We start from the raw sequence: 26993 nt of genomic DNA on the forward strand, positions 1-26993 counted from the left end.
AGATCAGGACAGCCCGTGCAACGGGGATGCCACCTTTCTGCCACGTTGTCACCGTGTCGGTGGGGCGGCGTACCTGGTTGGCTGGTCCCCGTGACACCAGGCAAGACACCAGGCAAGACAACCGGCAGGACACCGGAGGACGCCGTGCGGGAGCCGTCAGCCTTGGAGGTGGTGGTCCGCCTCGGGTCGGAGGCGATCATCCGGACCGACACCGAGGAGAGCGGCCCGCCGATGCTGTGGATCCGCTCCGGTCTGATGGAGATCATGCTCACCCCGTTCGCCGCCAGCGAGGGCGGCGACCTGACGAAGGCGGACCTGGAACTGGCCTCCGACCTGGTCGTGGCGGTGGTCGCGTACCGGGACGCGATCTTCGACCACCTGGCCCGATCGGGCGCGGTCCAGAAGCCGGCGATCCGCCGGATGCGGCGTACGCGCGGCCACCCCGATCCGCAGGCCTGACACGTCACCCGTTGGCCCGATCGCGCGGCGCGTGCGGGTGATCTCCCCCAGACGCCCCCTCTCCAAAGCCGGGACGGAGTCGTTGGCCTCGCGGGACGGAACCGGCCGTCCGTCACGTCTGGAGGAGGTTGACGATGCCGGCCTGATGCTGACCGCCCGGGCGCCCCACGGACAGGGCGCCCGGCTCTCCCGTCAGGCGGGCACGGTGCGGAAGTGTGTGGTCAGGCGACCGTCGTCGTCGAGCACATGGAACGACACCCCGGGCGGTTCGGCCAGATCCACGGCGTTCGCCCAGGTCAGCTCCTCCGCTACGAGCCACGGCGGCCGGATGGCCGAGACGACCCCCGGAGCCAGCAACAGCGGCCGGCCGCCGAAGGTCGAGGCCACCGCCGAGTGGGCGTGACCGGCGAGGACGGCGACGACGGCCGCCGAACGCCGGATCAGCTCCTCGAACTCGGCCGGCTCGCCGAGCATGATCGGGTCCATCAGCGGATGCCGCAGCTCGATCGGCGGATGGTGCAACGCCACGAAGACCGGCCCGTCGGCGCTCGCGAGCACGTCACGCAGCCAGGCCAGGGTCTCCGGCGCGAGCCGCCCGTCGTGGCGGCCCGGAATGCTGGAGTCGCATAGTGCGAACAAAACCCGGCCGACGCGCACGACCCGGTTGATCGGCTGGTCGCCCGTCCCGTCGCCGCCCAGCACCTTGCGGTACGCCGTGCGTACGTCGTGGTTGCCGGGCAGGAGGAGCACGGGCACGTCGGCGACGAGATCGGCCCGCGCCTCCTCGTACTCCGCGACCGCACCGTGATCGGCGATGTCCCCACTGATCAGGATGGCGTCGAGCGGCATGCCGCGAAGCCAGGACATCGTCCGCCGAGCCCGGGACCGAGCGCGCTCACCGCCGTCGAAATGGGTGTCGCTGACGTGGGCGAAGATCATGACCTCACCATCCACCACGCGGGCGCGCCGGGCAAGCGCCAATCGGCGTCGACCGGCTCGCCCGCCCGCGTGGATCTCGTCCGTCATTCGCCCGCTGAACGGCCCGCACGCCGATAGGCTGGCCCAGGGTGATCTGATGACCTTGCTCGAGCCACAGAACGTGCTGGCGCCACCGGCGAAGGCGGCGATCTTCCTCGTCGTCACGGTGCGGCCCGGCGCCGAGGACGAAGTACGCGACCTGCTGGCCGACGTCGCCGGGCTGACCCGCGCGGTGGGCTTTCGCGTACCGGAGGACGGGCTGAGCTGCGTCGCCGGGATCGGCTCGGCCTTCTGGGACCGGGCCTACGGGGTGACGCCGCCGATCGGGCTGCACCCGTTGCCCACCTTGACCGGCAGTGTCCACACCGCCGTCTCGACCCCGGGCGACCTGCTGTTCCACCTGCGGGCCAAACGCCTCGACCTGTGCTTCGAGCTGGCTCGCCAGATCATGGCCCGCCTGACCGGGTACGCCGACGTCGTGGACGAGGTCCACGGCTTCCGTTACTTCGACGAGCGGGACCTGCTGGGTTTCGTCGACGGGACCGAGAACCCCGTCGGGTCGGCCGCGGTCGCCGCCGTGACCGTCGGCGACGAGGACCCCGAGTACGCCGGGGGCAGCTACGTCGTCGTCCAGAAGTACCTGCACGACCTGGCGACCTGGGATCGGCTGCCGGTCGAGGAGCAGGAACGGGTGATCGGCCGCCGCAAGCTCAGCGACATCGAACTGCCGGACGCGGTGAAGCCGGCCAACTCGCACGTGGCCCTGACCACGATCACCGACGCCGACGGCACCGAGCGGCAGATCGTCCGGGACAACATGCCGTTCGGCTCGATCGGCAAGGGCGAGTTCGGCACCTACTTCATCGGGTACGCCGCCACCCCGGACGTGATCGAGCAGATGCTGCGCAACATGTTCATCGGCGACCCGCCCGGCAACCACGACCGGATCCTCGACTTCTCCACCGCGGTCACCGGCAACCTCTTCTTCGTGCCCACCGCGGAGTTCCTCGAAGACCCGCCGGCCCGCCTCGCCCTGCGGACGACGATCGGCGAACCCGCCGAGCCGAGCCCGGCCGACGGGTCGCTGACGATCGGGAGCCTGAAAGGGAGCGGACAGTCATGAACAACCTGCACCGGGAACTCGCCCCGATCTCTGAGGTCGCCTGGGCCGAGATCGAGGCCGAAGCCCGCCGCACGTTCACCCGCAACGTCGGCGGCCGCCGAGTGGTGGACGTGGTCGGGCCGTCCGGCGTCACGCTGTCCGCTGTCGGCACCGGTCATCTGCGGGACCTCGACGCCCGGCTCGAGGGCGTGATCGTCCGGCAGCGGCTGGCGCAGCCGGTCGTCGAGCTGCGCGTCCCGTTCACCGTGACCCGGCAGGCGGTCGACGACGTCGAACGCGGCGCGAAGGACTCCGACTGGCAACCGGTGAAGGACGCGGCCAAGCGGATCGGATTCGCCGAGGACCGCACCATCTTCGAGGGCTCCCCGGCCGCCGGGATCGTCGGCATCGGACCGTTCAGCTCGAACGCGCCGCTGGAGATGCCCGCCGACATCCGGGAGTTCCCCGATACCGTGGCCCGGGCGATGAGCGCCCTGCGGCTGGCCGGCGTCGCCGGTCCGTACAGCCTGCTGTTGTCGGCCGACGCGTACACGGCAGTCGCCGAGACGACCGATCACGGCTACCCCATCCACCAGCACCTCGGCCGGCTGCTCAAGGACGGCGAGATCATCTGGGCGCCCGCGCTGTCCGGCGCGTTGCTCGTCTCGACCCGGGGCGGCGACTACGAACTGCACCTCGGCCAGGACCTGTCCATCGGATACCTGGCCCACGACGCCAACGTCGTCGAGCTGTACCTCCAGGAGTCGCTGACGTTCCTGGCGCTCACCGCCGAGGCGAGCGTCTCCGTCCACTAGCGACGCTTGTCCCGGATGGCCACGGCCGCGACGACGACCGCGGCCAGCCCGGCCAGCACGATCGGCGGCAGGTGCGGCGCGACCGGCATCACCGCGAGCAGCGCGGCACACGCGATCAGCCGCCCACGGGACAGCTTGCGCGACAACGCCCACTTGTAGAGCGCGTGCCCGGCGAGGAACAGCGCCGCGCCGCCGAGGACCGTCGCGATCGCCGGCCAGCTGGAATGCCCCAGCGGATGCGCGATGACCAGCTCGTCGCCGACCGCGCTGACGATGACGCCCGCCACGATCGGCAGGTGGAAGTAGGTGAAGGCGTTGCGGCCCAACGCACCCGGATCGGTCGAGTGCGCGATGACGTCGCTGCCGAGTTCGGCGTTGCGATCGAAGTAGACCCACCAGAACGCGACGGCGCCGAGGAACGCCGTGACCAGAGCCAGCAGCCGATCCCAGGTGAACGGCAGCGAACTGAAGGTCGCCCCGGTCACGAGGATCGACTCGCCCAGCGCGATGATCAGGAAGAGCTGGCAGCGTTCGGCGAAATGCTTACCGGAGATGTCCCACTCGGTGGTCCGCGACCGGCCGAGGATCGGCGTCGGGAACAGCGACGGCGGTCCCGCGAGATCCAGGACGATCGCGGCCAGCCAGAAGGCGTACCGGGCGGTGCCGTGGGCGAAGCCGCCCGCGATCCACGCCGACGCGGCCAACGCGTTCCAGAAGAGGATGCGCAGGAAGTTGGCGTACTGCACCGGCATTCCGCGGAAGAAGAACACCGCCGCGCCGGTGCGGCCGACCTGGATCACGGCGTACGCGACGGCGAAGGCCAGCCCCCGATCCGCGCCGTGATCGCCGAACGCGTACGGCAGCATCGCGGCCATGACCAGTCCGGCCAGCATCACCGCGAACAGCACTACGCGTACCTGGCGGTGGTCGGGGTGGAAGAAGTTCGTGAACCACGTCGTGTACTGCCAGGCCCACCAGACCGCCACGAGCAGCATCGCCGTCTGCAGGGCGCCGGTCCAGCTCAAGTTGCTCAGCAGCAGATGCGACAGCTGCGTCACGGCGAAGACGTAGACCAGGTCGAAGAAGAGCTCGGTGAAGGTCACCCGGTCCTGTTCGCGCGTGCGTTCCCGCAGCGGCGTCGCGTTGCTCGTCACCCGGCAAGTATGCCGGTGCCGTCGATCATCCCCCGGGGTCAGGCCGGGAGCGCGACGGGCTCAGGCGAGGGTGTAGAAGCGGAAGAACGGGTGCTCGATCGGCGCGACCTCGACCTCGCCGAAGCCCGCCCCGGTGGCCAGCTCGCGCAGCCGGTCGGGGCGCATCACCGTCCCGACGGGGTCCATGTCGGCCTCGTCGCGCCCCTGCGGCAGGCACCACAACGGACTGATGTTGGCGAAGAACCGCTGCACCGGATCGTCGGTCGGGGCGACCAGCACGTCGTCGGCCGCCTCGTCCATCACCACGACGACGCCGTCCGGGGTCGCCGCCCGGACCGTGGTCAGCACGCGGTCGGGGTAGCCGAAGTCGTGCAGGCACTCGAAGAGGAACGCGACGTCGTACCGCCCGTCCACCGGCTGCGCCAGATCCCGCAGCCGGAACGTGACGCGGTCGGCCACACCGGCCTCGGCGGCCGCCTTGGTCGCCGCGTCGATCGAGGTCGGATCGGCGTCGAATCCGGTCACCGAGATGTGCGGGTACGCCTTCGCCAGTTCGATCGACGACCAGCCGCTGCCGCAGCCGAAGTCGGCGACCGCCGCCGGACTGGACCGGTCGGCGAGCCGCTCGGCGACCCGGGGCAACGCCGGAAGCCAGGTCGCGACGAGTTCGTTGACGAACGCCGGTCGGTTGAGCGCCGCCTGCGCTCCGATGGCGTCCGGGCCATACTCGGCGTATGCGACGCCTGCGCCGGCGGGGAACGCCTCGACCAAGCGCGACATCATCCGCCCGACGGTCACGGCGGCCTGCGACAGCGGTGCGACATACGCCGGCGACGTTTCGTCCACGAGCACCTCGCGGCCGCCTTCGACCAGGGTGAACTCCGCCGTCGCCAGATCCGGACCCGACGCGGTGACCAGGCCGCTGACCGCCTGGGCCTGCAGCCATTCGCGTACGTTGCGCTCGTCGGCGCCCACGAGAGCGGCCAGTCCAGCACTGGTCTGCGGACCGTTGTTCGCCAACGCCCGATAGAGGCCGAGCTTGTGCCCGAGGTAGACGTTGCAGATCTCGGTCGCCCCCAGCGCCGCGAGGAAGATCTTGCCCGACAGTTCCTCGATCGCCTGTTCGCTTGCGGCCATCGTGCTCACCTCGCAGATCGCGGACGCACGTGCTCACCATCAGCACTTCGCTTCAGCGTAGTCCCGCTGCCGGCGGGCAGTGGCAGGATGCGGGCGCGACCGTCACCGGTGGGCGGATTTCTGTGCCACGTTCCGCGCGTTCTGCGCGATCCAGGCCTACGCTCAGCTCGTGGTCGCCCTGTGGCACACCTACGCGCTCCATGTCTTCGAGGTGCGCTCGGCGGACCGCGTACCGGTTCCCGCGCAGCGCCGGGCGCCGGAACCGGCCGTCCCCGGACCGGACGATCTCCGGACCCGGCTGCCGGATCAGGCCCGTGACCGGCTGGCTCACCTGCCCGCGTCGACGGCCTTCGTCGCCTGGACGATGGCCCGGGACGGCCACTCGCCCGCCTGGCTGACTCGTCACCTCGACATCTCGCCCGGCGACGCGGTCGCGGTCTGCGAACTGGCCGCCGCCGAACCACACTGACGCGAGTGTCGCGACGCTCGTCCTGCGGAGATCAGCCGGACAATCAGGACCGATGGAACTCACCCTGGTCGCGGTCGCGGGGATCGTCAGCATCGTCGTGGTGGCGGCGCTGTCTCGCCGGATCGGCGTCGCCGCGCCGCTCAGCCAGGTCGTCGTCGGCACGGCGCTGAGCTTCCTGCCAGGCGTGCCGCACATCGTGATCGAGCCGGATTTGGTGCTCGCCGGGGTCCTGCCGCCCCTGTTGTACGCCGCCGCCGTGCGCATGCCCGCCCACGACTTCCGGCGTGACTTCAAGGCGATCGCCGGACTGGCCGTCGTCCTCGTCGTGCTGACCACGCTGGGCGCCGGCTTCCTGTTCAACTCGCTGCTGCCGGGGCTCGGACTCGCCTACGCCTTCGCCCTCGGCGCGATCATCAGCCCGACCGACGCGGTGGCGGCGACCTCCGTGGGCCGGCGACTCGGGCTGCCCTCCCGGCTGCTGACCATCCTCGAAGGCGAGGGCCTGGTCAACGACGCGTCCTCGCTGGTGCTGCTGAGCTCGGCGATCGCGGCGACGACCGCCACGGTCAGCCTCTGGACGATCGGCGGCGACTTCCTGTACGCCGTCGTCGCGGCCACCGTCGTCGGGATCCTGATCGGCCAGCTCAACGTACGCGTCCGGGCGTGGCTGAAGGACTCGGTCCTCAACACGGCGATCTCCTTCGTGCTCCCCTTCGTCGCGTACGTGCCGGCGGAGGCGATCCACGCCTCGGGCGTCCTGGCCGTCGTCGTGACCGGCGTGATCACCGGTCACCAGAGCCCTCGCTACCTGCGGGCGGCCGACCGCGTGACCGAGGCGATCAACTGGAGCACGGTGTCGTTCCTCCTGGAGAGCGGCCTGTTCCTCCTCATGGGCCTGCAACTGAAGACGGTCCTCGACGACGCGCACGCCTCCGGTCCCAGCATCGCCACGGCCGTCGGCATCGGCCTGCTCGCCTCGGTGCTCGCGATCGGTGCTCGCATGGTCTACGTCGCACCCCTGGTCGCCGGGCAGCGCCGGGACGCCAGCCGAGCCGAGGCCGCCCAGCCGCGGATCGACGCCGTGCAGGCCAAGCTCGACGAGATGATCCAGAACGACGAGCTGTCCGAGCAGCAGAAGAAGCGGTTCACGGTCCGGTTCACCCAGCGCAAGAGCGACCTGCGGTTCGCGGTAGCGGAGAAGTTCGGCTGGCGGGGCGGCGTGGTGCTCGCCTGGTCTGGGATGCGCGGCGCGGTCACCGTCGCCGCCGCGCAGACCCTCCCGGCGAGTACGCCCTACCGACCGCAACTCCAGCTCATCGCCTTCGTCGTCGCGATCACGACGCTGCTGCTCCAAGGGCTCTCCTTGCCCTGGGTGATCCGCAAGGCGCGGGTGCCGGGCGACGACCGGGCGGCCGACCGGGAGGAGTTCGGCGATCTGCTGACCCAGCTGTCGGTGGCGGCGCTGGCCCACGTCGACGACCCCGAGCTGCGGATGCCGGACGGCACCGAGTACTCCCCCGAGATCCTCGACCGCGCCCGCGAGGAACTCGCCGTACGCCAGACCCGCCCGGCGACCGCGGCGACGGCCTCCATGACCGGACTCCGGGAGCAGTACGTGCAGCTGCGGACCGAGATCCTCCAGGCCGAGCGGCGGGAGCTGCTGACCGCCCGCACGCTGGGCACCTACAGCTCCCGGGTGCTGACCCGAGCCCAGGATGCCTTGGACACCGAGGAGGCCCGGGTCTCCCGGTTCGTCGAGGAGAGCTGACCGCTTCCCAGGAAGCGGCCCGGTGCGCGGCTTCTCAGAACGCGGCCCAGGCCGCGAACGCCGCCCGGACGTCGTCCGGCGAGGCGGCCACGGCGTCGGCGTCGGGGACGGCCGCCGTCACCTTCGGCAGGTGCACGACTGCGTCGTACGCCGTCGTCGGGTCGATGTCCTCGTAGAACGCGCCGAAGCGTTGCCTTGTGACTCCGCGGATCGCCGCCTCCTCCTCGGCGGACATGCGCCGCAGGTCGACGGCGTACGGGAGGTCGGCGCGCGCGTCCAGCACGGCGTCGAGGCTGCCCGCCTCGGGCGGAGCCTGCTCGATGAAGAGCCGGCCGGCGTAGAAGTCCGGCGCCGTGTTCAGCGTCTCGCCCGTCCCCGTGGTCGTCGCGATCACCCGATAGTCGTCGCCGAGCCGGTCGGCCAGCTGAAGCCCGAGCGAGGTCGTCGGCGGCAGCCCCGGCATCGTCATGGGCCAGCGCTGAACGTGTCCATTGTGGGCGGCCAATACCACCCGGTCCTCGCGCCGGAGGATCCAGTCGACCGTGTCCGCCTGCGCGGCCTCGCGGGCATACATCACCGACTGCTGGTCGCCCCGGACCAAGGCCCGCGCCGCGCAGTCGATCGCGGCGGTGAGGCGCATCGTCCGGAGCACCCGCTCGTACGCGTCGACGCCGGTGCGTTCGCCGTAGACGAGTCGGCGGCCCACCAATCGGGCCTCCAGATCGGTCAACCCCGCCGTCATCGCGTCCTTCGTCTCCGCCGAGAGGCTGAGCAGCGCACCGACGGCCTGCTGCATCGAGAACGGCGACGCGGCGCCGAAGGCAGCGGCCGTCTGCCGGAGCCGCGGATCGGCCTGGAACTCGGGATCCGCCACGGCCAAGTACGCGAGCACGGCGTCCAGTCCCGGCACCAGGGAGGCGTTGGAGCCGCCGAGGTCGAATCCGTAGAAGCCGACCGGCCGGTCCGTGGTCGCGTTGTGGTGCCGCATCCACTCGAGCTGTGCCCGCATCGGTTGCCACAGGCCCATGAGCGAGGTCGTCCCCGTCGCCAGGATGGTGCCGGTGTCGCCTTCGCCGCCGCGTACCCAGTCGTCGACGCGCCACCCTTCGGGAAAGCCGGACTCCATCGCGTACGCCGTGAAGCCGTGGCGCTCCACGAGGTAGCGCAGCACCCGGTGCCGTAGCTCGTAGGACTCGCCGTTGTAGTGCGCGCTCTCCCCGATGGCCACGACCCGGGCGGAGCCGACGACGTCGTCGAGCCAGGACAGCTCCTCCAAAGTCTTCACGCAGACCTTCCCCTCAACCATTCTTAATTTTGCTAAAGGTAGCAGATATGAGATCGTTACGCCATGGACACCCTGGATCTGCTGCTGCATCCGGTACGCCTGCGCTTGGTGTACGCGCTGTCCGGTGACCGCGTACGCACGACCGCCGAGCTGTGCGAGAGCGTGCCGGACGTGCCGAAGGCGTCGGTCTACCGGCACGTGGCGCTGCTGATCGAGGGCGGCGTCGTCGAGGTCGCCGACGAGCAACGCGTCCGCGGCGCGGTCGAGCGCTACTACCGCCTGCGCCGGGATCGCCCGACACTCAGCGCCGACAGCGGGAGGTCCATGACGCTGGAGGACCACCGGCAGGGCTTCGCCGCCTCGATGGCGGCCGTCCACGCGGAGTTCAACGCCTACCTCGACCGCCCGGGGGCCGACCCGTACGCCGACCGCGTGGGCTACCGGCAGGGGATCTTCTGGCTCACCGACGAGGAGTTCACCGGACTAGCCGACCAGCTGCAGAACTTCATCGCCCCGTTGGCCCGCAACGAGCCGGGACCGGGTCGTCACCCTCGCCTGGTCAGCCTCGTCCAGTTCCCCACGGCCGAGCCGACTGACGGCCCGACCGGCACGGCGTGATAGGTTCTGCCGGGCCGAGGTGCTCAGTTCCCTTTGGGAACGCACTGCTTCTTGGGAATGCATTGCCTCTTGAGAACGCATTGCCTCTTGGGAACGCATAGCCTCGCCTCGTGACCGACAACGCGGTCGACCACGTCTGCCATCCGCTGCCATCCGCTGCCAGGAGGAGACGAATGCCCACGATCAGCACCGTCCACGCCCGCGAGATCCTCGACAGCCGCGGCAATCCCACCGTCGAGGTCGACGTCCAGCTCGACGACGGCTCGTTCGGCCGCGCCGCGGTCCCCTCCGGCGCCTCCACCGGTACGCGGGAAGCCGTCGAACTGCGCGACGGCGACGCCGACCGGTTCCACGGCAAGGGCGTACGCCGGGCCGTGGACGCCGTCAACGGCGAGATCCTGGCCGCCGTCCAGGGGTTGGACGCGCTCGACCAGGCCGGGCTGGACCGGACTCTGATCGACCTCGACGGCACCCCGACGAAGTCCCGGCTCGGCGCGAACGCCACTCTCGGCGTCTCCCTCGCCGTCGTCAAGGCCGCCGCGGCGAGCGCCGGACTTCCCTTGTACCGCCACCTCGACGCCGGCTCGGCGCTGCTTCCGTTGCCGCTGATGAACATCGTCAACGGCGGCGCGCACGCCGACAACCCGCTCGACTTCCAGGAGTTCATGATCGCCCCCGTCGGCGCGAAGTCCTTCTTCGACGCCGTCCGCATGGGCTCGGAGGTCTTCCACACCCTGCGCGGTGCGCTGAAGAAGGCGGGGCAGAACACCAATGTCGGCGACGAAGGCGGCTTCGCCCCCGATCTGCGGACGGCGGAAGAGGCGCTGACCTTCGTCACCCAGGCCATCGCCGACACCGGGTACAAGCCCGGCGTCGACATCTCGATCGCCCTCGACCCGGCCGCCTCCGAGTTCTTCCGGGACGGCGTCTACGCGTACGCCGGCGAGCAGCGCACCCGGACCGTCGAGGAGCACGTCGCGTACCTCGTCGAACTGGCGAGCGCCTTCCCGATCATGTCTATCGAGGACGGTGTGGCGCAGGACGACTTCGCGGGCTGGACCCAGCTGACCCGGACGCTCGGCGACCGGTGCCAGCTCGTCGGTGACGACGTCTTCTGCACGAACCCGTCGCTGCTGCGCCAGGGCATCGCCGACGGCATCGCCAACGCGGTCCTCGTGAAGGTGAACCAGATCGGCACACTCACCGAGACGGTGTCGACCGTACGCATCGCCCAGGACGCGGGTTACGGCGTCGTGATGTCGCACCGCTCGGGCGAGACCGAGGACACCACGATCGCCGACCTCGCCGTCGGCCTCGCCTGTGGGCAGATCAAGACGGGATCCTTGTCGCGCAGCGACCGCACGAGCAAGTTCAACCAGCTCATCCGGATCGAGGAGGAGCTGGGCGAGGCCGCCCGGTACGCCGGCCGCTGACCCACTGATGCAATGGTCACACTGGATACCAATGTGGATGGACGTCCGCAGCGGCTACCCTGAACCATGCCTCGCCGCCTGCGGATCGCAACGGTACAGAGCCCGATCACCATCAATCCGGCCGCCAACGGCGCGACTCTGCGAGACCTGATGCGCCGCGCGTACAACGAGGGCGCCCGACTCGTGCACATGCCCGAGGGGGCGGTCAGCGGCCACATCGGCGGGGAGGTCGACTGGAAACCGCTCGGGGACGAACTGGCCGAGATCGCCGACCTCGCGGCCGGGTTGGGGATCTGGGTGGTGGCCGGTTCGCACCACCGGCTCACCCCGCCGAACCGGCCGCACAGCAGCCTCTACGTCATCTCCGACCAGGGCGTTCTCGTGGATCGGTACGACAAGCGCTACCTACCCGACGGGGAGGTCGACGAGTTCTTCACGCCCGGCCGGGATCCGGTGACCTTCACGGTCGACGGCTTCACCTTCGGCCTGCTGCTGTGCGTCGAGGTCAACGTCCCCGAACTGTGGGCCGCATACGCCGAAGCCGGGGTCGACTGCATCCTGTTCTCCTCATACGCCGAGGATCCGATGTTCGAGCTGGCCGCCCGCGACCGGGCCGCCACGACGATGGCCTGGGTGTCGGTCTCGGTGCCGGCCCGGGTCAGCCACGCGATGCCGGCCGGGGTCATCGGCCCGCACGGCGACTGGCTGGCGACCGGCAACCGGTCCGGCCTGTCCGACCTCGTCCTGGTCGACCTCGACGACAGCGTGCTGCCTACTCGAAGCTGACCTCGGCCGGCACCTTGCCCAGCCGCATCAGCAGTCCATAGAGGTCGGTCTCGCCCCAGAACCGGACGATCTTGCCGTCGCGGACCTCGTACATCTTCAGACCGCTCTGCAGCGCGTCCTGCCCGCTGGCCTCGTGCCGGTACGTGTTGTGGAAGTACACGACGACCCGATCGCCCGCTTCGAACAGCTCGACGATCTCCATCCGGCAGTCGGTCAGCCCCGGCGTGACCGCCGCGCCCATCGGATACCTTCGGCCGACGACGTGATTGCCCGCGCCCCAGATCTCGACGTCCTCGGCGACCAGCGTCTCCATCTGGGCGACGTCGCCGGTCTCGAACACCTTCAGATACCGGCGGACCACCTCGGCTGGACTGAGGTGGGCGGAGCTGAGCTCGGCGGGGTTCATACCGACGAGTATGCCGTTCACGGCGTACGCGGTGTGACCAGCCCGGTCTCGTACGCGATGATCACGAGCTGAGCGCGGTCCCGCGCGTGCAGCTTCGTCATGGCTCGATTGACGTGGGTCTTGGCGGTCACCGGGCTGATCGCCATCCGGTCGGCGATCTCGTCGTTGGACAGCCCGGTCGCCACCAGCACGACCGCTTCCCGCTCCCGGTTGGTCAGCCACTTCAGCGTCGCGTCGGCGTCCCGCCGCGGCGGCTCGGTGACGTACCGGTCGATGAGCCGCCGGGTGATCGACGGGGCCAACAGCGCGTCCCCCCGCGCCGCGACGCGGACGGCGTGCAGGAAGTCTTCGGGTTCGATGTCCTTGACGAGGAACCCGGCCGCCCCCGCCCGCAGCGCGGTGAAGACGTACTCGTCGCGACCGTAATTGGTGAGGATGACGACGTGCACTCCGGCCAATGCCGGGTCGGCGGCGATCCGGCCGGTCACCTCGATGCCGTCCATCCCCGGCATCTGGACGTCGACGAGAGCGATGTCGGGCAGGCGTTCCCGGACGAGCGCCAGCGTCTCGATGCCGTTGGCCGCCTCGGCCACGACCTCGATGTCGTCCTCGGCCTCCAGCAGCGCCCGGAATCCACTTCGGATCAACGGCTGGTCGTCGGCCAGCAGGACGCGAATCATGCCGGCTGATCCACCGGAAGCTCGGCCTCGACCGTGAACCCGCCTTCGTCGCGGGGCTCCGCCCGCAGCCGCCCGCCGAGCGCGCTGACCCGTTCCCGCATCCCGAGCAGCCCGACACCGGGCGTCGGCGGTGCGCTCGGCAGCGCGCGCCCGTCGTCGTCGACCTGAATCGCCAGGGCGCCTGGACGATAGCCGATGCGTACCGAGGCCGTGGCGGCCCCGGCGTGCCGGGCGACGTTGGTCAGCGACTCCTGCACGATCCGGTACGCGGTCCGGTCGACCGCCACCGGCAGGGTGTGCGGCTGTCCTTCGACGGTCAGCGTCGCGGCGAGCCCGCCCGTCCGGGCGCGTTCCACCAGCTCCGGCACCTGATCGAGACCGTGCGCCGACACCTTGCCGTCGTCCCGCAACGCCTCCAGCGTGGCCCGCAGTTCCCTAGCCGCCTCCCGGCCGGCCTGCTCGATCGCGACGAGTGCGTCCGGCACCGGCTCGCCCCGCTTCCGGGCGAGGTGAACGGCGACGGTGGCCTGCACGGTGATGACCGAGATCTGATGAGTCAGCGAATCGTGCAGCTCCCGCGCGATGTGCAGCCGCTCCTGATTGGCCCGGCGCAGCGCCGCCTGCTCCCGCGTACGCTCGGCTTCGTCCGCTCGGAACTCCGCCTGGCGCAGCGCTTCACCGGCGGCGAAGGCCGCGACGATCCACGCGATCTCCAGCGCACCCCGGGAATGGGCCAACGCGGCGCTCACCGGCATGCCCGGCGCGGTGACGAGGACCGCGATCGGCATCGTGACCAGCATCAACACCGCCGCCACGACGGTGACGAGCCGGTGCCCGGCGCGAACGGCCGCGTACACGGCGAACAGGAACGCGACCACGGGCACGTCGACCCGCAGCGCCTGATACGCCAGGGCGCACAGCCCGGTCACGGCGAGGACGGCCACCGGGCGGCGACGGCGGAGCACCAGGACCAGGCCGCTGCCCACCAGCAAGACGTAGGCGAGCCCGGCGTCCTGGGTGGGATGCTCCCCGGACAGACCCGCGATCAACAAGGTCACCGCGACGCCGACCGCGATCGCCCAGTCGGTGACCCCGGCCGGCACACGGAAACGTCGGTTGGCCATGGGCGCAGCGTAGCCGGGCGGGCGGATCGCCGACGCCTGCCCGGGCAGGCCTTCGCACTACTGCGTACGCGGTAGCCGATCGCCTCACTACCGCGTACGCGGCAAGCCAGCCCTCCTGCGTACGCCGGACGACGGGAACCCGCCGCGGCGGGACGCTCCAGACATGGACACTTCGACGACGGCCGCCGTAGCGGCGTACACCTTGACGACCGGACGACTCTTCGGCACCGTGGCCGCGCTCCTGGCGTTGGCCGGCGCGGTGCTGGGCGCACTGGCGCTGATCCGCCCGGCCGCAGCCCGCCGCCGGGCGACCTTCGCGCTCGGCACCGGTCTCGCGGGCCTGGTGGTCGGCGGGTTCGTGGTCGGTCTCGCCAAGGGCGGGCCGGGCACCGGATACGGCGTCGTGGGCGGCTGGGCCGCGCTCGCGATCGGCCTGATCGCCACGGTGCTCGGCGGACTGGCGTTGTCGCGCGCCCGCTAGGCTCGGCGCGTGCCGAGATCAACCAATCCAGTGCTGCCCGGGTCGAACCCCGACCCGTCGATCCTCCGGGTGGGCGACGACTACTACATCGCCACGTCGACGTTCGAGTGGTATCCGGGCGTGCGCGTCCATCACTCGCGCGACCTCGTGCACTGGCAGACGCTCGGCGGCATCCTCGACGAGGCCCGGCTGCTGGACCTCGCCGGCTGCCCAGACTCCGGCGGCGTCTGGGCGCCGAGCCTCAGCTACGCCGACGGCCTGTTCCATCTCGTCTACAGCAACATCTCCGCGTACGCGGGCGGCTTCAGCGACGGCCCGAACTACGTCGTCACCGCGCCCGCGATCACGGGGCCGTGGTCGGAGCCCGTGCTGCTGCACGCCCGTGGCTTCGACGCGTCGCTGTTCCACGACGGCGAGGAAAGCTGGCTCGTCAATCTCGTGCACGACTGGCGACCCGGGTACGGCGGCTCAGCCGGACTGGAGGCGACCCGCTACGACCGAGCCACCCATCGCCTCGTCGGTACGCCGCAACGCATCCAGCTCCCGCCGAAAGCGGGCTGGATCGAGGGGCCGAACCTGTACCGGCGCGGAGATTGGTACTACCTGATCACAGCCGACGGCGGCACCAGCTGGGAGCACCAGGTCACCGTCGCCCGGTCGCGTACGCTGACCGGCCCCTACGAACGCGATCCGAACAGCCCGCTGCTGACGGCGAAGCACCGCCCGGACTGGCCGTTGCAGAAGGCCGGGCACGGCAGCCTCGTCGAAACGGCCGACGGCGAGTGGTGGCTGGCGTACCTGGTCGCCCGGCCCATCGGAGAGCACGGCCCGTGTGTCCTCGGTCGCGAGACGGCGCTCGCCCACGTGGAATGGACCGCCGACGACTGGCCTGTCGTGCCTGGCGGTCTGCCGCCGCTAGCCGGGGAGGCCACGCCACCAGCCGATGACCTCGACGACTTCGACGCCGACCAGCTGAGTCCACAGTGGTCGACCTTGCGGCGGCTGCCCGACCCGAGCTGGCTGTCGCTGACCGAACGGCCCTCACACCTGCGTATCCGCGGCGGCCGGTCGCCGCAGAGTCTCGTCGGGCCGAGCCTGGTCGCTCGCCGTGTCACCGAACCCAAGGCCACCTTCGAGGCCGACGTGGACTTCCGGCCGACGGCGTTTCAGCAGCTCGCGGGAGTCACCGCGTACTACAACACCCGCAACTGGCACTTCCTCTACCTGACCGCCGACGACCACGGCGACCGCGTACTCCGGGTCGCCACCCGTGATCAGGGCCGGCTCGTCGTCCACCCCGAGACGGTCGGCGTACCCGGGATCGAGCCGGTCCGGCTCCGGCTGCGCTTCGACGACGCCGAGCTGACCTGCTGGTACGCCACCACGACGGAATGGCTCCGCATCGGCCCGGCGCTCGACGCGACCGTGGTCTCCGACGAACACGTGGTCGAGTTCGACGGCGACCAGATCCGGTCGCTCGGCTTCACCGGGGCGTTCGCCGGGCTCTGGGTCTGGGACCTGACCGGGCACGGCCACCCCGCCGACTTCGACCGGAGTGCGTACACAGTGGACGTGTGATCGGCCCGCCTCAGCGCGCTGGCCGCCGCCGGAGCCGCCGCACGACCAACGCGGCGACGAGGGCGACCGCGAGCAGCGGTACGCCGACGGCAAGCCAGACCCAGGTCGGCCACGGACCCCGATCGGGATCACCGGCGGGGCGGGTCGCCAGGTCGGGCAGCAGCCCGGCGGCGACCGTCAGCCGAAGCGTCTGGCAGGTCTGCGTACCCAGCTCGCAGGTCTTCCCGGTGTCGAACCCGGTCAGGCGCGTACGCGCTCCGCCGTCGAGGGCGACCTCGGCGATCTCGTCGTCCCCGTTGTCCAGCCCGCTCGGCGCGAAGACGATCGCGTGATCACGGTCGCGCCAGCCGAGGAAGGTGTCGGTGCTGGCGTTGAGCTGCCGATGCGTGCCGGTGGCAAGGTCGACGAGGCCGTAGCCGTACCAGGAGTCCACCACGTACGCGCTCGCCGTGCCGCCGTCGAGCGTCTGCCACGAATCGGTCCGCCATGTGGTGGTGGCCAGCCGAGTGCCGTCCGGTGACCACGCATTCTGCGGTGCCATCCCCCATTCGCCGGGGAGGTCGACCGGGACCGCCGAACCGCCGCCCAGGGTGATGATCGAGATCTTCCGCTTGGCCTGGATCGCGAGCCGTCGGCCGTCGGGCGAGAACGAGGCGGCCACCACGGGCTGGTAGCCCGGCACCGCGGTGACCGCGCCAGTCGTCAGGTCTACGACGGACAACGTGCCGAGCTGGGCGTTCTGAAACTCGATGCTGTTCCCCGCGCTCATGTCCTCCGGCAACGGCGCCGACGAGTACGCCACCTGCCGTCCGTCCGGCGAGACCGCCAGCAGCACGACGCCCATCGCCTGCGCCAACGGCACCTGGCGTGCCTTGCCGGTGGTGAGGTCCAGCAGCGTCAGTGCGGTGGTGACCCGCGCGTCCTCGGCGAGGATCACCGTGCGGCCGTCCGGCGACAGCAGCCACTGGCGACGCTTCGCGACCGCGCCGAGCTGCCGATAGACGTCGCCGTCGGCGCTCAGGACCAGCGACTGCCACTCGTTGAACAGCTCCCCGCTGCCGTACTCGTAGATCATGAGCGCCCGGCCGGGCGGGCTCGCCGCGACCTCGCCGGTCAGCAGCGAGTAGGGCGCGACGCGGTCGGGGATGGTCGGCGTACCGGGGTGGCGATCGGCGGGCGGCAAACCAGTCGCATGTGGACGGATGACGGCGGTCAGCCCGAGCGCGATCAGGACGACGGCCGCGGCTGCGAGCACCGTCACCAAGCGCCGCTGCCGGACCGACCGGCGAGCCCGGATCAGCAACGCCGGCAGGTAATCCGGCGGCAGGTCGGGCTGCCCGCTCAGATCCGACTCGGCGAACAGGGTGGTGAGCTGCAGGTCGTTCACCGGGTCTCCTTCGCGTACTCGGGGAGGAGCCGGCGCAACGCCGTGATCGCGTACGACGTCTGACTCTTGACCGTGCCCAGCGAACACCCCAGGGTGGCGGCGGTCTCGGCCACGTCGAGCCCCTCCCAGTAACGCAACACGAGCACCGCGCGCTGGCCGGGCGACAAACGGGCGAGCGCGGCCCGAAGATCGACCGTGAGGTCCACGGCCAGATCCGGCCCGGGATCCCCGGCGGACGGCTCCGGCGGGTCGCCGAACGGCCGCACGTGCCGGGACCACCAGCCGCGGCGCTGGTCCAGGAAGACGTTCACCAGCGTCCGGCGGACGTACGCGTCGGGCGAGTCGGCCGCGCTGACCCGGCGCCAGTGCCGGTACAGGCGGATGAGCGCGGCCTGCACCAGATCGTGCGCCTCGTGCCAGTCGCCGCACAGGTGGTACGCAGTCCGCTGCAGCGCCGGCACCCGGGCCTGCACGAACTGCGCGTACCCGCGTTCGTCGTCCTCCCGCATCCGACTCCCTCCGTCAAGAGTCAGACTGAGGCACCGCGGTCCCCGGTTGTGGCCGCGGCCCGGATCATTTCCCGGCGGTGTGCCGGCGGATCGCCGGTACCACGACATCCCAGGTGGCCGGCGGTGGGACCTGATGGCCGACCCCGTCGAGGACGAGCAGCGTCGCACCTGGGATCTCCGCCGCGAGCGCGGCGCCGTGCTCGACCGGGAACATAGGGTCGGCACCGCCGTGGACGACCAGCGTCGGTGCCGTCACCGTGCCCAGGTCGCGACGCACATCGTCGTCCTCGTCCTCGGCGGCGATCACGATCCAGTGGTTCTTGGCGCTCGCCTCCAGATCGGCCGTCCGATCGAAGACCCGTCCGGCGACCCGGCGGGTGTGCTCGGTGTCGAACGACGCCGGCCCGGCGTACAACTCCTCCTGCGCCAGGAAGTACTCCACTACGGACGCCCGGTCCGACCAGTCCGGGTCCGGCAGCGAGACCCCGCTCAACCGCGCCGCCATCGGCGGCAGCGGCACGCGCGGATCGCGCCGGGCGATGGGGCTGGTGGAGATCAGCGTCAGCGAGGCCACCTGGGCCGGGTGACGGAGGACGAGATCCTGGGCGAGCCCGCCGCCCATCGACACCCCGACGACATGCGCCCGACCGCCGGCCAGCAGATCGATCAGCGCCGAGGCGTCTTCCAGCAGGTCCTGGCTGGTGTAGCCGGGCTTGCCCACCGGGTACGCCACCGACCGCCCGGTGTCGCGATGGTCGTACCGGATGACGTGCCGTCCGCCTTGGCCGTCCGCCTCGTCCCCCGAAAGCCGGCCTTCCTCGTCCACGGACAGCCGGCGGCAGAACTCGTCGTCCCACCAGTCCATCGAGCTGGACGCGCCGCCGATGAGCAGAATCGACGGGTCGGCCGGGTCGCCGAACTCCTCGACGCACAGCTGAACGTCACCGACGGTGATCAGCTTCTCCCCCATGGTCCGACCCTAGCCGGATTTCAGACGAGGGTCGCGCCGCCGGCGATGTCGAGCACCACCCCGCTGATCCAGCCGGACTCCTCGGAGGCGAGGAACAACGCCGCGCGCGACACATCGTCCACCGTGCCCAGCCGGCGGATCGGATGCATGTCGATGAGCTGCTGCCGCTGCTCGCCCTGGATCCACTTCTCGTTGGTCTCGGTCAGGATCGTCTCGGGGGCGATGCAGTTGGCCCGGATTCCGGCCGGCCCCACCTGCGCCGCCAGGTCCTGCGTGAAGATCTGCACGCCCGCCTTCGCCGCCCCGTACGCGACCAGGGTGCGCGCGCTCGCGCGCCGTCCGGCGGCCGACGACAACGTGAGGATGACCCCGGACCCTCGGCTCTTCATGCCCGGCAGGAAGCACTTGACCGTCAGGAACGTCGAGGTGAGATTACGTTCGACGTCGGCACGCCAGTCCTCCTCGTCGATCTCCTCGATCGGCATCGGGCGGCTGGAGCTGCTCCCGGCGCTGGTGACGAGCACGTCGACCGCGCCGAACTCGGCGGTGATCCGGTCCCGCATGGCGGCCAGATCGGCCGATCGGGTGACGTCACCGGTCACCGCCAACGCGGAAGCACCGGCCGCCTCGACCCGGCGGCGTACGCCGTCCAGCGCGACCTCGTCGCGCCCGTGCACCACGACTCGCGCGCCCACCTCGGCGAACGCGACCGCCACGGCCGCACCGATGCCTCGTGAGCTGCCCGTGACGAGAACGACCCGGTCGCGTAGATCCTCGTACATGTCACCACCTCCGCCCTCGGTTCTACCCGAAGCGGCGGCGACGCGCGGCCCAGTTGTGCGCTAACGCGGGGCCGACGCACCCGGGTCCGCGACCGGAGCGGTCGACGCCGACCTCGGTGCGGGAACCGGCCAGGCCTTCGCCGCTCGATCGGCCCGCCCGAGCGCGGGAGCGCTGTCGGTCTCGGCGAGGAATGCCCCCAGGACGTCGGCGGCGCCCTGCTCGTTGTCCAGCCAGGGCAGGTGACCGGCGGCGCCTGCGTAGATCGCCGGTCCGCTGATCACGTCGGCGATCGTGCCGAGCGTTTCCAGCCGCGCCAGCGGGTCACGTTCGCCCAACAGCAGGCAGATCGGTTGAGCCAGCCGCCCGAGGTCGGTCGCGCCGAAGCCGCCGCTGCCGCTCGTCGCCCGGGACAGGGTCCTGAACGCGGTCTCGTACTCGGGTTGGGCGGCTACCGCCTCGGCCAGCTCGGCCCAGCCGTCCGGTAGCCGATCCGCGGTATGCCCGAGCCGGGTCCACATGTCTCGGGACACCCCGTTCCGGCGACCGATCAGCGGCCAGCCGGTGAGCTTCCGCCGGGTCAGCACCGGCGTCCCGGCGGTGCCCGCGGGGGCGCCGAGCAACGCGATCGCGCGTACGCACTCCGCCCGGTCGGCGGCGGTCCACAGCGCCCACAGTCCGCCCACACCGTTCCCCGCGAGGGCGACGGCGTCGAGCCCCAGCGCGGAAACCACGCCGTGCACGAAGCCGACGGCGAACCCGCGCAGGTAGGAGACGGTGCGGTAATCCGTCGGGTCGGCCTGGCCGAAGCCGGGCAGGTCGACGGCGAGCACCCGATGCCCGTCGAGCCGGGCCATGAGCGGCAGCCACACCGAGGCCGCCGTGCCGAGGTCGTGCAGGAGCAGCACGGCCGGCCCCGATCCGGACTCCAGCACGCGGGTCCGGCCGCCGAAACCGGGTATCTCGACGAGGTATCCGACAGGGGTCACACCGCAGGCGACGGCGACGCGCCCCTCCGCGTCTGCCAGCGTGTTCATCCGTCCACGGTATGCCCGGACACCCACTCCGCGCTTCCGGGAATACCCTACAAAGGCACCGAATGTGTCACGACTGAGCGCAGACCGTCCACGATCGAGGGACGGTGACCCGCTCCCATCATCAGGTGACCCGCGCCCATCATCAGCGGCCTCCCGACGCCAAGTAGACACTGTCTACGCTCCCGTGGTAGACAGTGTCTATGCATGACAACCTGCCGGATCGGCTGGTCCAGGCCGGCGTGGCGCTGCTGCGTCAGGAGGGAGTCGAGGCGCTCTCCTTGCGAGAGATCGCCCGCCGGGCCGGAGTCTCCCACGGTGCTCCCCGGCGCTACTTTCCGACTCACCAGCGGCTGCTCGGCGCGATCGCCCGCGAGGGCTATCGGGAGTTCGACCGCCGGATCAGCACTGTTGCCGCAGCTGGCGGGGACCCAGCGGAGCAGCTGTTTCAGATCGGCCGGGTCTACGTGGCCTTCGCCGAGTCCGATCGTGGCATGTTCGAGCTGATGTTCCGGCACGACCTGCTGCGGGGCAACGAGATCGGGCTGCGGCAGGACAGCCTCGCCCTCTTCGACGTCCTCGTCCGTCTCGCCGAGCGGGCGGGCGCCCAACCGGCCCGGCGACGGGCGGCCGCGCTCTGGGCCAACCTCCAGGGCATCGCCCAGCTGCATCTGTGGGGCAGCCTCGAGCTGGCCGCCGGCTCCGACGACGTCGACGGGTTGCTGCGTACGGCGATCGACGCGCACCTGGGCCGGACCGACTCCAGCGCCGAACGCGGCGAAGTTCGGACGGGAGCCTGAGATGCTGCTGCAATCCGCCGTACGCCCCGTCGCGACCGCCCTGCTCCGGCTCGCGTTCTGGCCGACCGTGGAGGGCCGGGAGAACGTGCCGCGCCGCGGCCCGGTGATCTTCGCGGTCAACCACGTCTCGGCCTTGGACAGCTTCCTGATCTCGCCGTTGTCGCCGCGGCGGGTGTCGTTCATGGCCAAGAGCGAGTACTACGAACGCCCCGGCGTCACCGGCCGGCTCCTGCGCAACGTGATGCTCGGGATCGACGCGATCCCCGTCAGCCGGACGCAGTCCCGCGCCGCGCTCGGCTCGCTCGACGCCGCCCGCGCGCTCCTCGCCAAGGGCGGCGCCTTCGGCATCCATCCCGAGGGCAGCCGGTCGCGCGACGGACGGCTCTACCGTGGGCGTACCGGGGTCGCGTGGCTGGCGCTCGAGACCGGCGCGCCGGTCGTGCCGGTGGCGGTCCTCGGCACCGCGCGCATCCTGCCGGTCGGCGCGCGGATTCCCCGGTTCGGCCGGGTCACCGTCCGATTCGGGCAGCCGCTCTACTTCGACGGCTCCGAGGGCAGGACCGCGAACCAGGCTCGGCGCTCGGTCACCGACGACATCATGGACGCGATCGCGAAGCTGTCCGGTCAGGAGCGCGTGCCGGCGTACCTGCCGACAGACTGAATCGCGACATCTACATTGACGCACATCTGTCTTTTATATAGATGTGCTTTCATGAAGCGCACACTGTTCCGGCTGGCCGCCACCGTGGCCGCCACGCTCGCACTCGTCACCGTCAGCACCGCGCCGAGCCAGGCCGCGGTCCCCGACCGCAAGGGCTGGGTGCTCTACAACGCTCCCGGCGCCAGCACCGTCGCGTCGGGCACCTGGCCGGCCGCCACGACCGTCATCCCGCTCGCCCCGGCAGGTCGCTACCAGGTGGTCTTCCCCGGCCAGGCGGCGGCCGGCGGCGTCGTCCACGTTACGGCCATCAATACGGTGCCGCACTGGTGCCAGGTCGAGGCGTGGGGCGTCTCGGCCGCCGACGAGATCGTCATCCTGCGCTGCTACAAGGCGGGCGGGTTCCTCGACCCCACCAGCTTCAGCGCGTTCTTCACCAGCTCGTCGGGCCTCGGGGCGTTCGGACCCTATGGGTACGCCTTCAGCAGCGCCACGGGCACGGTGCTCAATCAGTACAACTCGTCGGGGGCGGCGAACACGGTGACCCCGGGACCCGTCGGGCAGTACTTCGTCAAGTTCCCCGGCCTGGTCACCGGGGGCCCGCTCGACGGCAGTCTCCAGGCGACCGCCGTCAACTCCGGCACCGGCGCCCGCTGCAAGATCGCCAAGTGGTCGTCCACCGCGGCCGGCCAGGACGTGCTGGTCTACTGCTTCAACGCGGCCGGCGCCTTCATGAACACGGCGTTCACCGTGACGTACCAGTACAAGGTCTCGCTCTACGGCGCGTCCATCCCGCCGAAGTACTTCGGGTACGTGCTGAACATGCCGCCGGTCGGCCCGCCGACGACGAACTTCAACTCGATCGCCGGGCTGAGCGCGAACACGATCGTCTCGGCCGGGGCCGGGCTGTCCCTGGTGACCCTCCCGCGGATCGGGTTCACGCCGAACACCGTGCAGGTCACCGCGTACGGGCCGACGCCGGACTTCTGCGGGCTGAACACCTTCTGGGGCAACTTCGGCCCCGGACCGGACATCGTCGTCCGCGACGTCAACTGCTTCACCTCGGCCGGTGCGCCGTCCAGTAACGGATTCCTGGTCAGCGCCAGCTCGATCCTCTGATCGTCGGTGCGTGCACGGCGCCCAGGGGCCGTGCACGCACCTCACGGCGAGCACCTCACGACCAGCGCTCAGCGGGCGAGCACTCAGCGGGCGAGCGCGATGGAATGCCCGAAGGTGGTCGGGTCTCGGAGCACTCGCAGCATCTCCGCCGCGACCTCGGCTCGCGGCGTGAACATGCCGAGCGGCAGATTCCGGTCGAGCCGGCGGCGTACGCGGCCGGTGGCGGGCTTGTCGGTCAACCGGGACGGCCGCAGAATCGTCCAGTCCAGTCCGCCGGCCCGCACGACCTCCTCCGCGCGCACGAGATCGGCCCAACCTTCACGCAGCAGCCGGCGCAGGATCGGCTTGACGGCGTACCGGGTCAGCGGATCGTCCCCACTGTCCACATAGGGGCCGGACGCCGAGACGACGATCAGACGGCGTACGCCGGTCTCTCGCATCGCCCAGCGGAACGCGGCGGCGGCGTCGCTGCACACGGTGGTGGGACCGCCCGGACGCGGGCCGACCGCCGAGAGGACGGCGTCCCGCCCCTTGATCGCGGGCGCGATCGCCTCGCCGTCGAAGACGTCGGCGACCACGGTGTCCAGCCGGTCGCCTCGGATGGGCAGCCGGCTCGGGTCCCGGACGACCGCCGTGACCTGGTGTCCCTCGACCAGCGCCCGCTTCACGAGTTCCTGACCGATCCGCCCGGTGGCGCCGAACACGGTGATTTTCATGGCTTCTCCCCAGCTGGTTAGTGAGCACTTACTAACCACTATGATGGTTAGTGAACACTCACCTGTCAAACCCGATTCCCTAGGAGGCGCCGTGGCCCAGACCCGGGACGTGATCCTCGACGCGGCGCTGACCGTGATCCGCGAGCGCGGCCTCGGCAAGGCCACCACCAAGGCGATCGCCCAGGAGGCCGGGTTCTCCGAAGCCGCGCTCTACAAGCACTTCGCCGACAAGGAGGAGATCTTCCTCGGCGTCCTGCAGGAGCGGTCGCCCGGCTTTCCACCCCTGCACGCCGCGCTGGCCGCCAAGCCCGGCAGCGGGACGGTCGAGGGCAACCTGATCGCCATCGCGACCGCGGCTATGGCGTTCTACCACGAGAACTTTCCGCTGCTGGGCTCGATCTTCGCCGAACGCCGGGTGTTCGAGACGCACCGCGCGCGGCTGAGCCAGAAGGGCGCCGGCCCGCACAAGGTGAACCAGGTCGTCGCCGGTTACCTCTCGGGCGAGCAGCAGGCGGGCCGCGTACGCGCCGACGCCGACGTGGCCGCCGCGGCCGACCTGCTCATGGGCTGCTGCTTCCAGCACGCCTTCCTCTGCCACTACCAGGGACGCCCGGTCGATCGGGCCGCCGCGGAGCGATACGTGCGAACCCTGCTGCCCGGACTCGGCTGAGCGGCGGCTCAGAACTCCTCCCAGGTGCGCGTACCGTGATCGGCGCCGGCGAGGGCCAGGTTGCCCCCGCTCCGGTACGCCTTCCCGGCCGCGCCGGGGATCCGCACCGGCAGCAGCAGCCGCCGCTTCCCGGTCGCCCGCAGATGCCCGGTGATCAGGTCCCGCATGTCGTAGACCTTCGGCCCGGCCAGGTCCGGCACGAGTCCGGCCGGCTCGCCGAGGGCCAGTTCCACGAGGCGGTCGGCCACGTCGCGGGCGTCCACCGGCTCGAAGCGCAGCCCGCCCGGCACCGGCACGATCGGCGACTTCGTCATGCCCGCCAGCGTCTTGCGGACGAGGTCGTGGAACTGGGCGGCGCGCAAAGTCGTCCACGGTACGCCCGACTCCGCGACCGCCTGCTCGGCCGCCTCCTTCATCCGCAGCCAGGCCAGCGGCACCCGGCCCACCCCGATCACCGAGATGTAGACCAGATGGCGTACGCCCGCCTCCCGCGCCGCCGCGACCAGGTTGCGCGTGGCCACGTCGTCGCCCTTCTGCCCGCCGGCCAGGTGCAGGACGATGTCCGCCCCGTCGACGGCCGCCGCCACTCCCTCACCGGTGATCAGGTCGGCGACCACGTCGCCGTGGGCCGCGTTCCGGCTCAGCACCCGCACCTTCGCCCCGGTCTCCCGCAGCCGGGGCACCACCTGGCGGCCCAGCGTTCCCGTACCCCCGGTGACCAGAATCGTCGTCATGATCGGCTCCTGTCTGCTTCGCTCATCGTGTCGTCAACCCACTGACGAGACGTGGCGCGCGAATGTGACAGGTCCTCCGGAATTTCTTCCGGAGGACCTGTCCGCCGATCCGACACCGGCCTGGTGGTCAGACCTCGTCCTAAACCTCGATCGACACCTCGTAGATCTCCGCGGTGGCGTGACCGGCCTTCTCGTGCACCCGCATCACCGATTCCTTGTCCGGCCCGGTCGACAGGCAGAACGCCTTGCCGGACACGGGATCCAGCCACGCCTTCTCGAAGTGGACCATCTCGTCGGCCTCGATCGCGAGGTCGGCCTGATGCGCCTTACGAAAGTCTTCCCCCGTGGCGTTGACGAACCCCTCATGAACGTCCATGAACGTGGGCATCCGTCTCCCCCTTCTCGGATGTGCGGCGACTGCCGCAGGATTTCGCCTTCGCCTTCAGCATGCGCTCAGTCGAGGGGTTTGAGCTCGCCTTTCAGCACAATCAGCCCGACGCCGTACCGGGCGTCGAAGTCGCGCTGCTGCGCCTCGGTGGCCAGGAACAACCGGACGTTGATGGTCTCAGTGACCGGATCCGGGCTGCTCGCGGTCACACCCGGCGTTGCGACGATCTGGTCCTGAATCGCCAGCAGCTCCTTCTCCGTGTGCCGGGCCGGCAGCACGCACAGCTTGCCCCCGAACTGCTCACGGAGCTCGTGCTCGTGCTCGGCGAGGTTCTTGGTGAACCGCACGTTGACGATCAACCGGCCCGGATCGTTGTGGGGGGTCGGGTCGGCAGTGGCGTTCGCCTCGTCGATCCACAATCCGGCATAGTCCGGTGACTTCTGCGCGACGGCGATCGCGGCCTCCATCGCATCGCTCGACACCTTGGCCGGGTCGACGACCTTCCAGCCCCCGGCGGGCGGCGCGCACAGCGTCGGGAAGGCGGCGGGGCCGGTGGGCGGGGTCTCCCGGACGGGTGGCCGCGGCGGCTCGGTCAGCGTGAACTTCTCGTTCTCGTACGTGCCGACGAGCTGATATTCACCCCACTTCGTCTGGAGCGCCGACTCGTACTGGAGTCCGTCCCACGTCCAGCCGACGACCTCCGGACCCCCACACTGGGGCGGCAGCGACTCGGCGAGCGCCCGGCAGAGCTGGGGACCGTGCTGCTCGCTCGCCAACACGTACGCCGTCACCTGGAACCGGCCGTGATAGCCGTCGCGGACGAGGTTCTCCGGGGCCGGCGGGCTGATCGAGACGCCCGGCGACGGAGCCGCCGCGCCGTCGGCCATCGGTTTCGCGCACCCTGCCGCCGCCAGCGGCAGCGCCAGCAGCGAGAGCATGAGCACGGATCGCTTCA

Annotated in this window: 30 protein-coding genes; 14 read left to right on the forward strand and 16 right to left on the reverse strand. The window is 70.7% G+C overall.

Features of this window, described 5'->3' with window-relative positions:
- Positions 1-144 precede the first annotated feature (144 nt).
- Entirely contained in the window at positions 145-459 is a 315-nt protein-coding gene (locus AB0H43_RS32940) for a hypothetical protein (RefSeq protein WP_360005848.1), read from the forward strand.
- 192 nt (positions 460-651) lie between these two features.
- Here the strand turns inward: AB0H43_RS32940 and AB0H43_RS32945 are convergent, their stop codons facing one another.
- The gene (locus AB0H43_RS32945) at positions 652-1398 is read right to left on the reverse strand and encodes a metallophosphoesterase (protein WP_360005849.1); all 747 of its coding nucleotides are present in this window, start codon (positions 1396-1398) and stop codon (positions 652-654) included.
- 136 nt (positions 1399-1534) lie between these two features.
- On the opposite strand from AB0H43_RS32945, the gene AB0H43_RS32950 reads away from it, so the two are divergent.
- Entirely contained in the window at positions 1535-2560 is a 1026-nt protein-coding gene (locus tag AB0H43_RS32950) for a Dyp-type peroxidase (RefSeq protein ID WP_360005851.1), read from the forward strand.
- Complete coding sequence (locus tag AB0H43_RS32955; protein ID WP_360005853.1) at positions 2557-3354, forward strand: family 1 encapsulin nanocompartment shell protein; 798 nt, start codon at positions 2557-2559, stop codon at positions 3352-3354. The genes AB0H43_RS32950 and AB0H43_RS32955 overlap by 4 nt, the downstream gene beginning before the upstream one ends.
- Here AB0H43_RS32955 and AB0H43_RS32960 read toward each other — a convergent pair.
- Both AB0H43_RS32960 and AB0H43_RS32965 read right to left on the reverse strand, forming a co-directional pair.
- Positions 3351-4508, reverse strand: coding sequence for a low temperature requirement protein A (locus AB0H43_RS32960; protein ID WP_360005855.1), 1158 nt, complete (start codon positions 4506-4508; stop codon positions 3351-3353). The genes AB0H43_RS32955 and AB0H43_RS32960 overlap by 4 nt on opposite strands.
- Positions 4509-4568: 60 nt before the next feature.
- Positions 4569-5645, reverse strand: a complete 1077-nt coding sequence (locus AB0H43_RS32965) for a class I SAM-dependent methyltransferase (RefSeq protein ID WP_360005857.1) — start codon at positions 5643-5645, stop codon at positions 4569-4571.
- Positions 5646-5814: 169 nt separating this feature from the next.
- Between AB0H43_RS32965 and AB0H43_RS32970 the strand changes: the two genes are divergently transcribed.
- Positions 5815-6114 carry a hypothetical protein gene (locus AB0H43_RS32970; protein WP_360005859.1) on the forward strand — a complete coding sequence of 100 codons (300 nt, stop codon included), beginning with the start codon at positions 5815-5817 and terminating at the stop codon, positions 6112-6114.
- A gap of 52 nt (positions 6115-6166) precedes the next feature.
- The gene (locus AB0H43_RS32975; RefSeq protein WP_360005861.1) at positions 6167-7882 is read left to right on the forward strand and encodes a sodium:proton antiporter; all 1716 of its coding nucleotides are present in this window, start codon (positions 6167-6169) and stop codon (positions 7880-7882) included.
- Positions 7883-7916: 34 nt separating this feature from the next.
- Here AB0H43_RS32975 and AB0H43_RS32980 read toward each other — a convergent pair whose 3' ends face one another.
- Entirely contained in the window at positions 7917-9167 is a 1251-nt protein-coding gene (locus tag AB0H43_RS32980; RefSeq protein WP_360005862.1) for an erythromycin esterase family protein, read from the reverse strand.
- 63 nt (positions 9168-9230) lie between these two features.
- On the opposite strand from AB0H43_RS32980, the gene AB0H43_RS32985 reads away from it, so the two are divergent.
- From AB0H43_RS32985 to AB0H43_RS32995, 3 genes are all read left to right on the forward strand, one after another.
- A complete protein-coding gene (locus AB0H43_RS32985) occupies positions 9231-9785 on the forward strand; it encodes a helix-turn-helix domain-containing protein (protein ID WP_360005864.1) in 555 nt (184 codons plus the stop codon).
- A gap of 173 nt (positions 9786-9958) precedes the next feature.
- A complete protein-coding gene (gene eno / locus AB0H43_RS32990; protein ID WP_360006040.1) occupies positions 9959-11218 on the forward strand; it encodes a phosphopyruvate hydratase in 1260 nt (419 codons plus the stop codon).
- Between the two features lie 66 nt (positions 11219-11284).
- On the forward strand, positions 11285-12004 hold the full coding sequence (locus tag AB0H43_RS32995; RefSeq protein WP_360005865.1) for a carbon-nitrogen hydrolase family protein: 720 nt from the start codon (positions 11285-11287) through the stop codon (positions 12002-12004).
- Here AB0H43_RS32995 and AB0H43_RS33000 read toward each other — a convergent pair.
- The 3 genes from AB0H43_RS33000 to AB0H43_RS33010 are packed head-to-tail and all read right to left on the reverse strand — an operon-like array spanning position 11991 to position 14214.
- Positions 11991-12410 (reverse strand): nuclear transport factor 2 family protein, encoded by a 420-nt coding sequence (locus tag AB0H43_RS33000; protein WP_360005867.1) that lies wholly within the window; start codon positions 12408-12410, stop codon positions 11991-11993. The genes AB0H43_RS32995 and AB0H43_RS33000 overlap by 14 nt on opposite strands.
- 17 nt (positions 12411-12427) lie before the next feature.
- Positions 12428-13090, reverse strand: a complete 663-nt coding sequence (locus AB0H43_RS33005; protein WP_360005869.1) for a response regulator transcription factor — start codon at positions 13088-13090, stop codon at positions 12428-12430.
- Positions 13087-14214, reverse strand: a complete 1128-nt coding sequence (locus tag AB0H43_RS33010; protein ID WP_360005871.1) for a sensor histidine kinase — start codon at positions 14212-14214, stop codon at positions 13087-13089. Before AB0H43_RS33010 ends, AB0H43_RS33005 begins: the two co-directional genes overlap by 4 nt.
- A 163-nt stretch (positions 14215-14377) precedes the next feature.
- Between AB0H43_RS33010 and AB0H43_RS33015 the strand changes: the two genes are divergently transcribed.
- Positions 14378-14695: a DUF6223 family protein gene (locus tag AB0H43_RS33015; protein WP_360005873.1), complete on the forward strand. Its 318-nt coding sequence runs from the start codon at positions 14378-14380 to the stop codon at positions 14693-14695.
- Between the two features lie 9 nt (positions 14696-14704).
- A complete protein-coding gene (locus AB0H43_RS33020) occupies positions 14705-16273 on the forward strand; it encodes a glycoside hydrolase family 43 protein (protein WP_360005875.1) in 1569 nt (522 codons plus the stop codon).
- Positions 16274-16283: 10 nt separating this feature from the next.
- Here the strand turns inward: AB0H43_RS33020 and AB0H43_RS33025 are convergent, their stop codons facing one another.
- From AB0H43_RS33025 to AB0H43_RS33045, 5 genes are all read right to left on the reverse strand, one after another.
- On the reverse strand, positions 16284-17660 hold the full coding sequence (locus AB0H43_RS33025; RefSeq protein ID WP_360005876.1) for a hypothetical protein: 1377 nt from the start codon (positions 17658-17660) through the stop codon (positions 16284-16286).
- The gene (locus AB0H43_RS33030; protein ID WP_360005878.1) at positions 17657-18169 is read right to left on the reverse strand and encodes a SigE family RNA polymerase sigma factor; all 513 of its coding nucleotides are present in this window, start codon (positions 18167-18169) and stop codon (positions 17657-17659) included. Before AB0H43_RS33030 ends, AB0H43_RS33025 begins: the two co-directional genes overlap by 4 nt.
- 64 nt (positions 18170-18233) lie before the next feature.
- Complete coding sequence (locus tag AB0H43_RS33035) at positions 18234-19139, reverse strand: alpha/beta hydrolase (protein ID WP_360005880.1); 906 nt, start codon at positions 19137-19139, stop codon at positions 18234-18236.
- Between the two features lie 20 nt (positions 19140-19159).
- Positions 19160-19921 carry an SDR family NAD(P)-dependent oxidoreductase gene (locus AB0H43_RS33040; protein WP_360005882.1) on the reverse strand — a complete coding sequence of 254 codons (762 nt, stop codon included), beginning with the start codon at positions 19919-19921 and terminating at the stop codon, positions 19160-19162.
- Between the two features lie 60 nt (positions 19922-19981).
- The gene (locus AB0H43_RS33045; RefSeq protein WP_360005884.1) at positions 19982-20956 is read right to left on the reverse strand and encodes an alpha/beta hydrolase; all 975 of its coding nucleotides are present in this window, start codon (positions 20954-20956) and stop codon (positions 19982-19984) included.
- 200 nt (positions 20957-21156) lie between these two features.
- On the opposite strand from AB0H43_RS33045, the gene AB0H43_RS33050 reads away from it, so the two are divergent.
- From AB0H43_RS33050 to AB0H43_RS33060, 3 genes are read left to right on the forward strand one after another with little or no spacing between them, the layout of a single operon-like run.
- A complete protein-coding gene (locus tag AB0H43_RS33050) occupies positions 21157-21753 on the forward strand; it encodes a TetR/AcrR family transcriptional regulator (protein WP_360005886.1) in 597 nt (198 codons plus the stop codon).
- Between the two features lies 1 nt (position 21754).
- A complete protein-coding gene (locus AB0H43_RS33055) occupies positions 21755-22414 on the forward strand; it encodes a lysophospholipid acyltransferase family protein (RefSeq protein ID WP_360005888.1) in 660 nt (219 codons plus the stop codon).
- Between the two features lie 51 nt (positions 22415-22465).
- Positions 22466-23530: a hypothetical protein gene (locus tag AB0H43_RS33060; RefSeq protein ID WP_360005889.1), complete on the forward strand. Its 1065-nt coding sequence runs from the start codon at positions 22466-22468 to the stop codon at positions 23528-23530.
- Positions 23531-23613: 83 nt separating this feature from the next.
- On the opposite strand, the gene AB0H43_RS33065 is transcribed toward AB0H43_RS33060, so the two are convergent.
- The gene (locus tag AB0H43_RS33065) at positions 23614-24246 is read right to left on the reverse strand and encodes an SDR family oxidoreductase (RefSeq protein WP_360005891.1); all 633 of its coding nucleotides are present in this window, start codon (positions 24244-24246) and stop codon (positions 23614-23616) included.
- Positions 24247-24337: 91 nt separating this feature from the next.
- On the opposite strand from AB0H43_RS33065, the gene AB0H43_RS33070 reads away from it, so the two are divergent.
- On the forward strand, positions 24338-24916 hold the full coding sequence (locus tag AB0H43_RS33070; RefSeq protein ID WP_360005893.1) for a helix-turn-helix domain-containing protein: 579 nt from the start codon (positions 24338-24340) through the stop codon (positions 24914-24916).
- Between the two features lie 8 nt (positions 24917-24924).
- Here the strand turns inward: AB0H43_RS33070 and AB0H43_RS33075 are convergent, their stop codons facing one another.
- The 3 genes from AB0H43_RS33075 to AB0H43_RS33085 all read right to left on the reverse strand — a co-directional run bounded on the left by AB0H43_RS33075 (position 24925) and on the right by AB0H43_RS33085 (position 26982).
- Positions 24925-25650: an NAD(P)H-binding protein gene (locus AB0H43_RS33075; RefSeq protein WP_360005895.1), complete on the reverse strand. Its 726-nt coding sequence runs from the start codon at positions 25648-25650 to the stop codon at positions 24925-24927.
- Between the two features lie 139 nt (positions 25651-25789).
- Entirely contained in the window at positions 25790-26038 is a 249-nt protein-coding gene (locus tag AB0H43_RS33080) for a nickel-binding protein (protein WP_360005897.1), read from the reverse strand.
- A 65-nt stretch (positions 26039-26103) separates the two neighbouring features.
- Complete coding sequence (locus AB0H43_RS33085) at positions 26104-26982, reverse strand: hypothetical protein (protein WP_360005899.1); 879 nt, start codon at positions 26980-26982, stop codon at positions 26104-26106.
- Positions 26983-26993: the final 11 nt, after the last annotated feature.

The organism is Hamadaea sp. NPDC050747 (assembly GCF_040654195.1).
Classification (GTDB): Bacteria; Actinomycetota; Actinomycetes; order Mycobacteriales; family Micromonosporaceae; genus Hamadaea.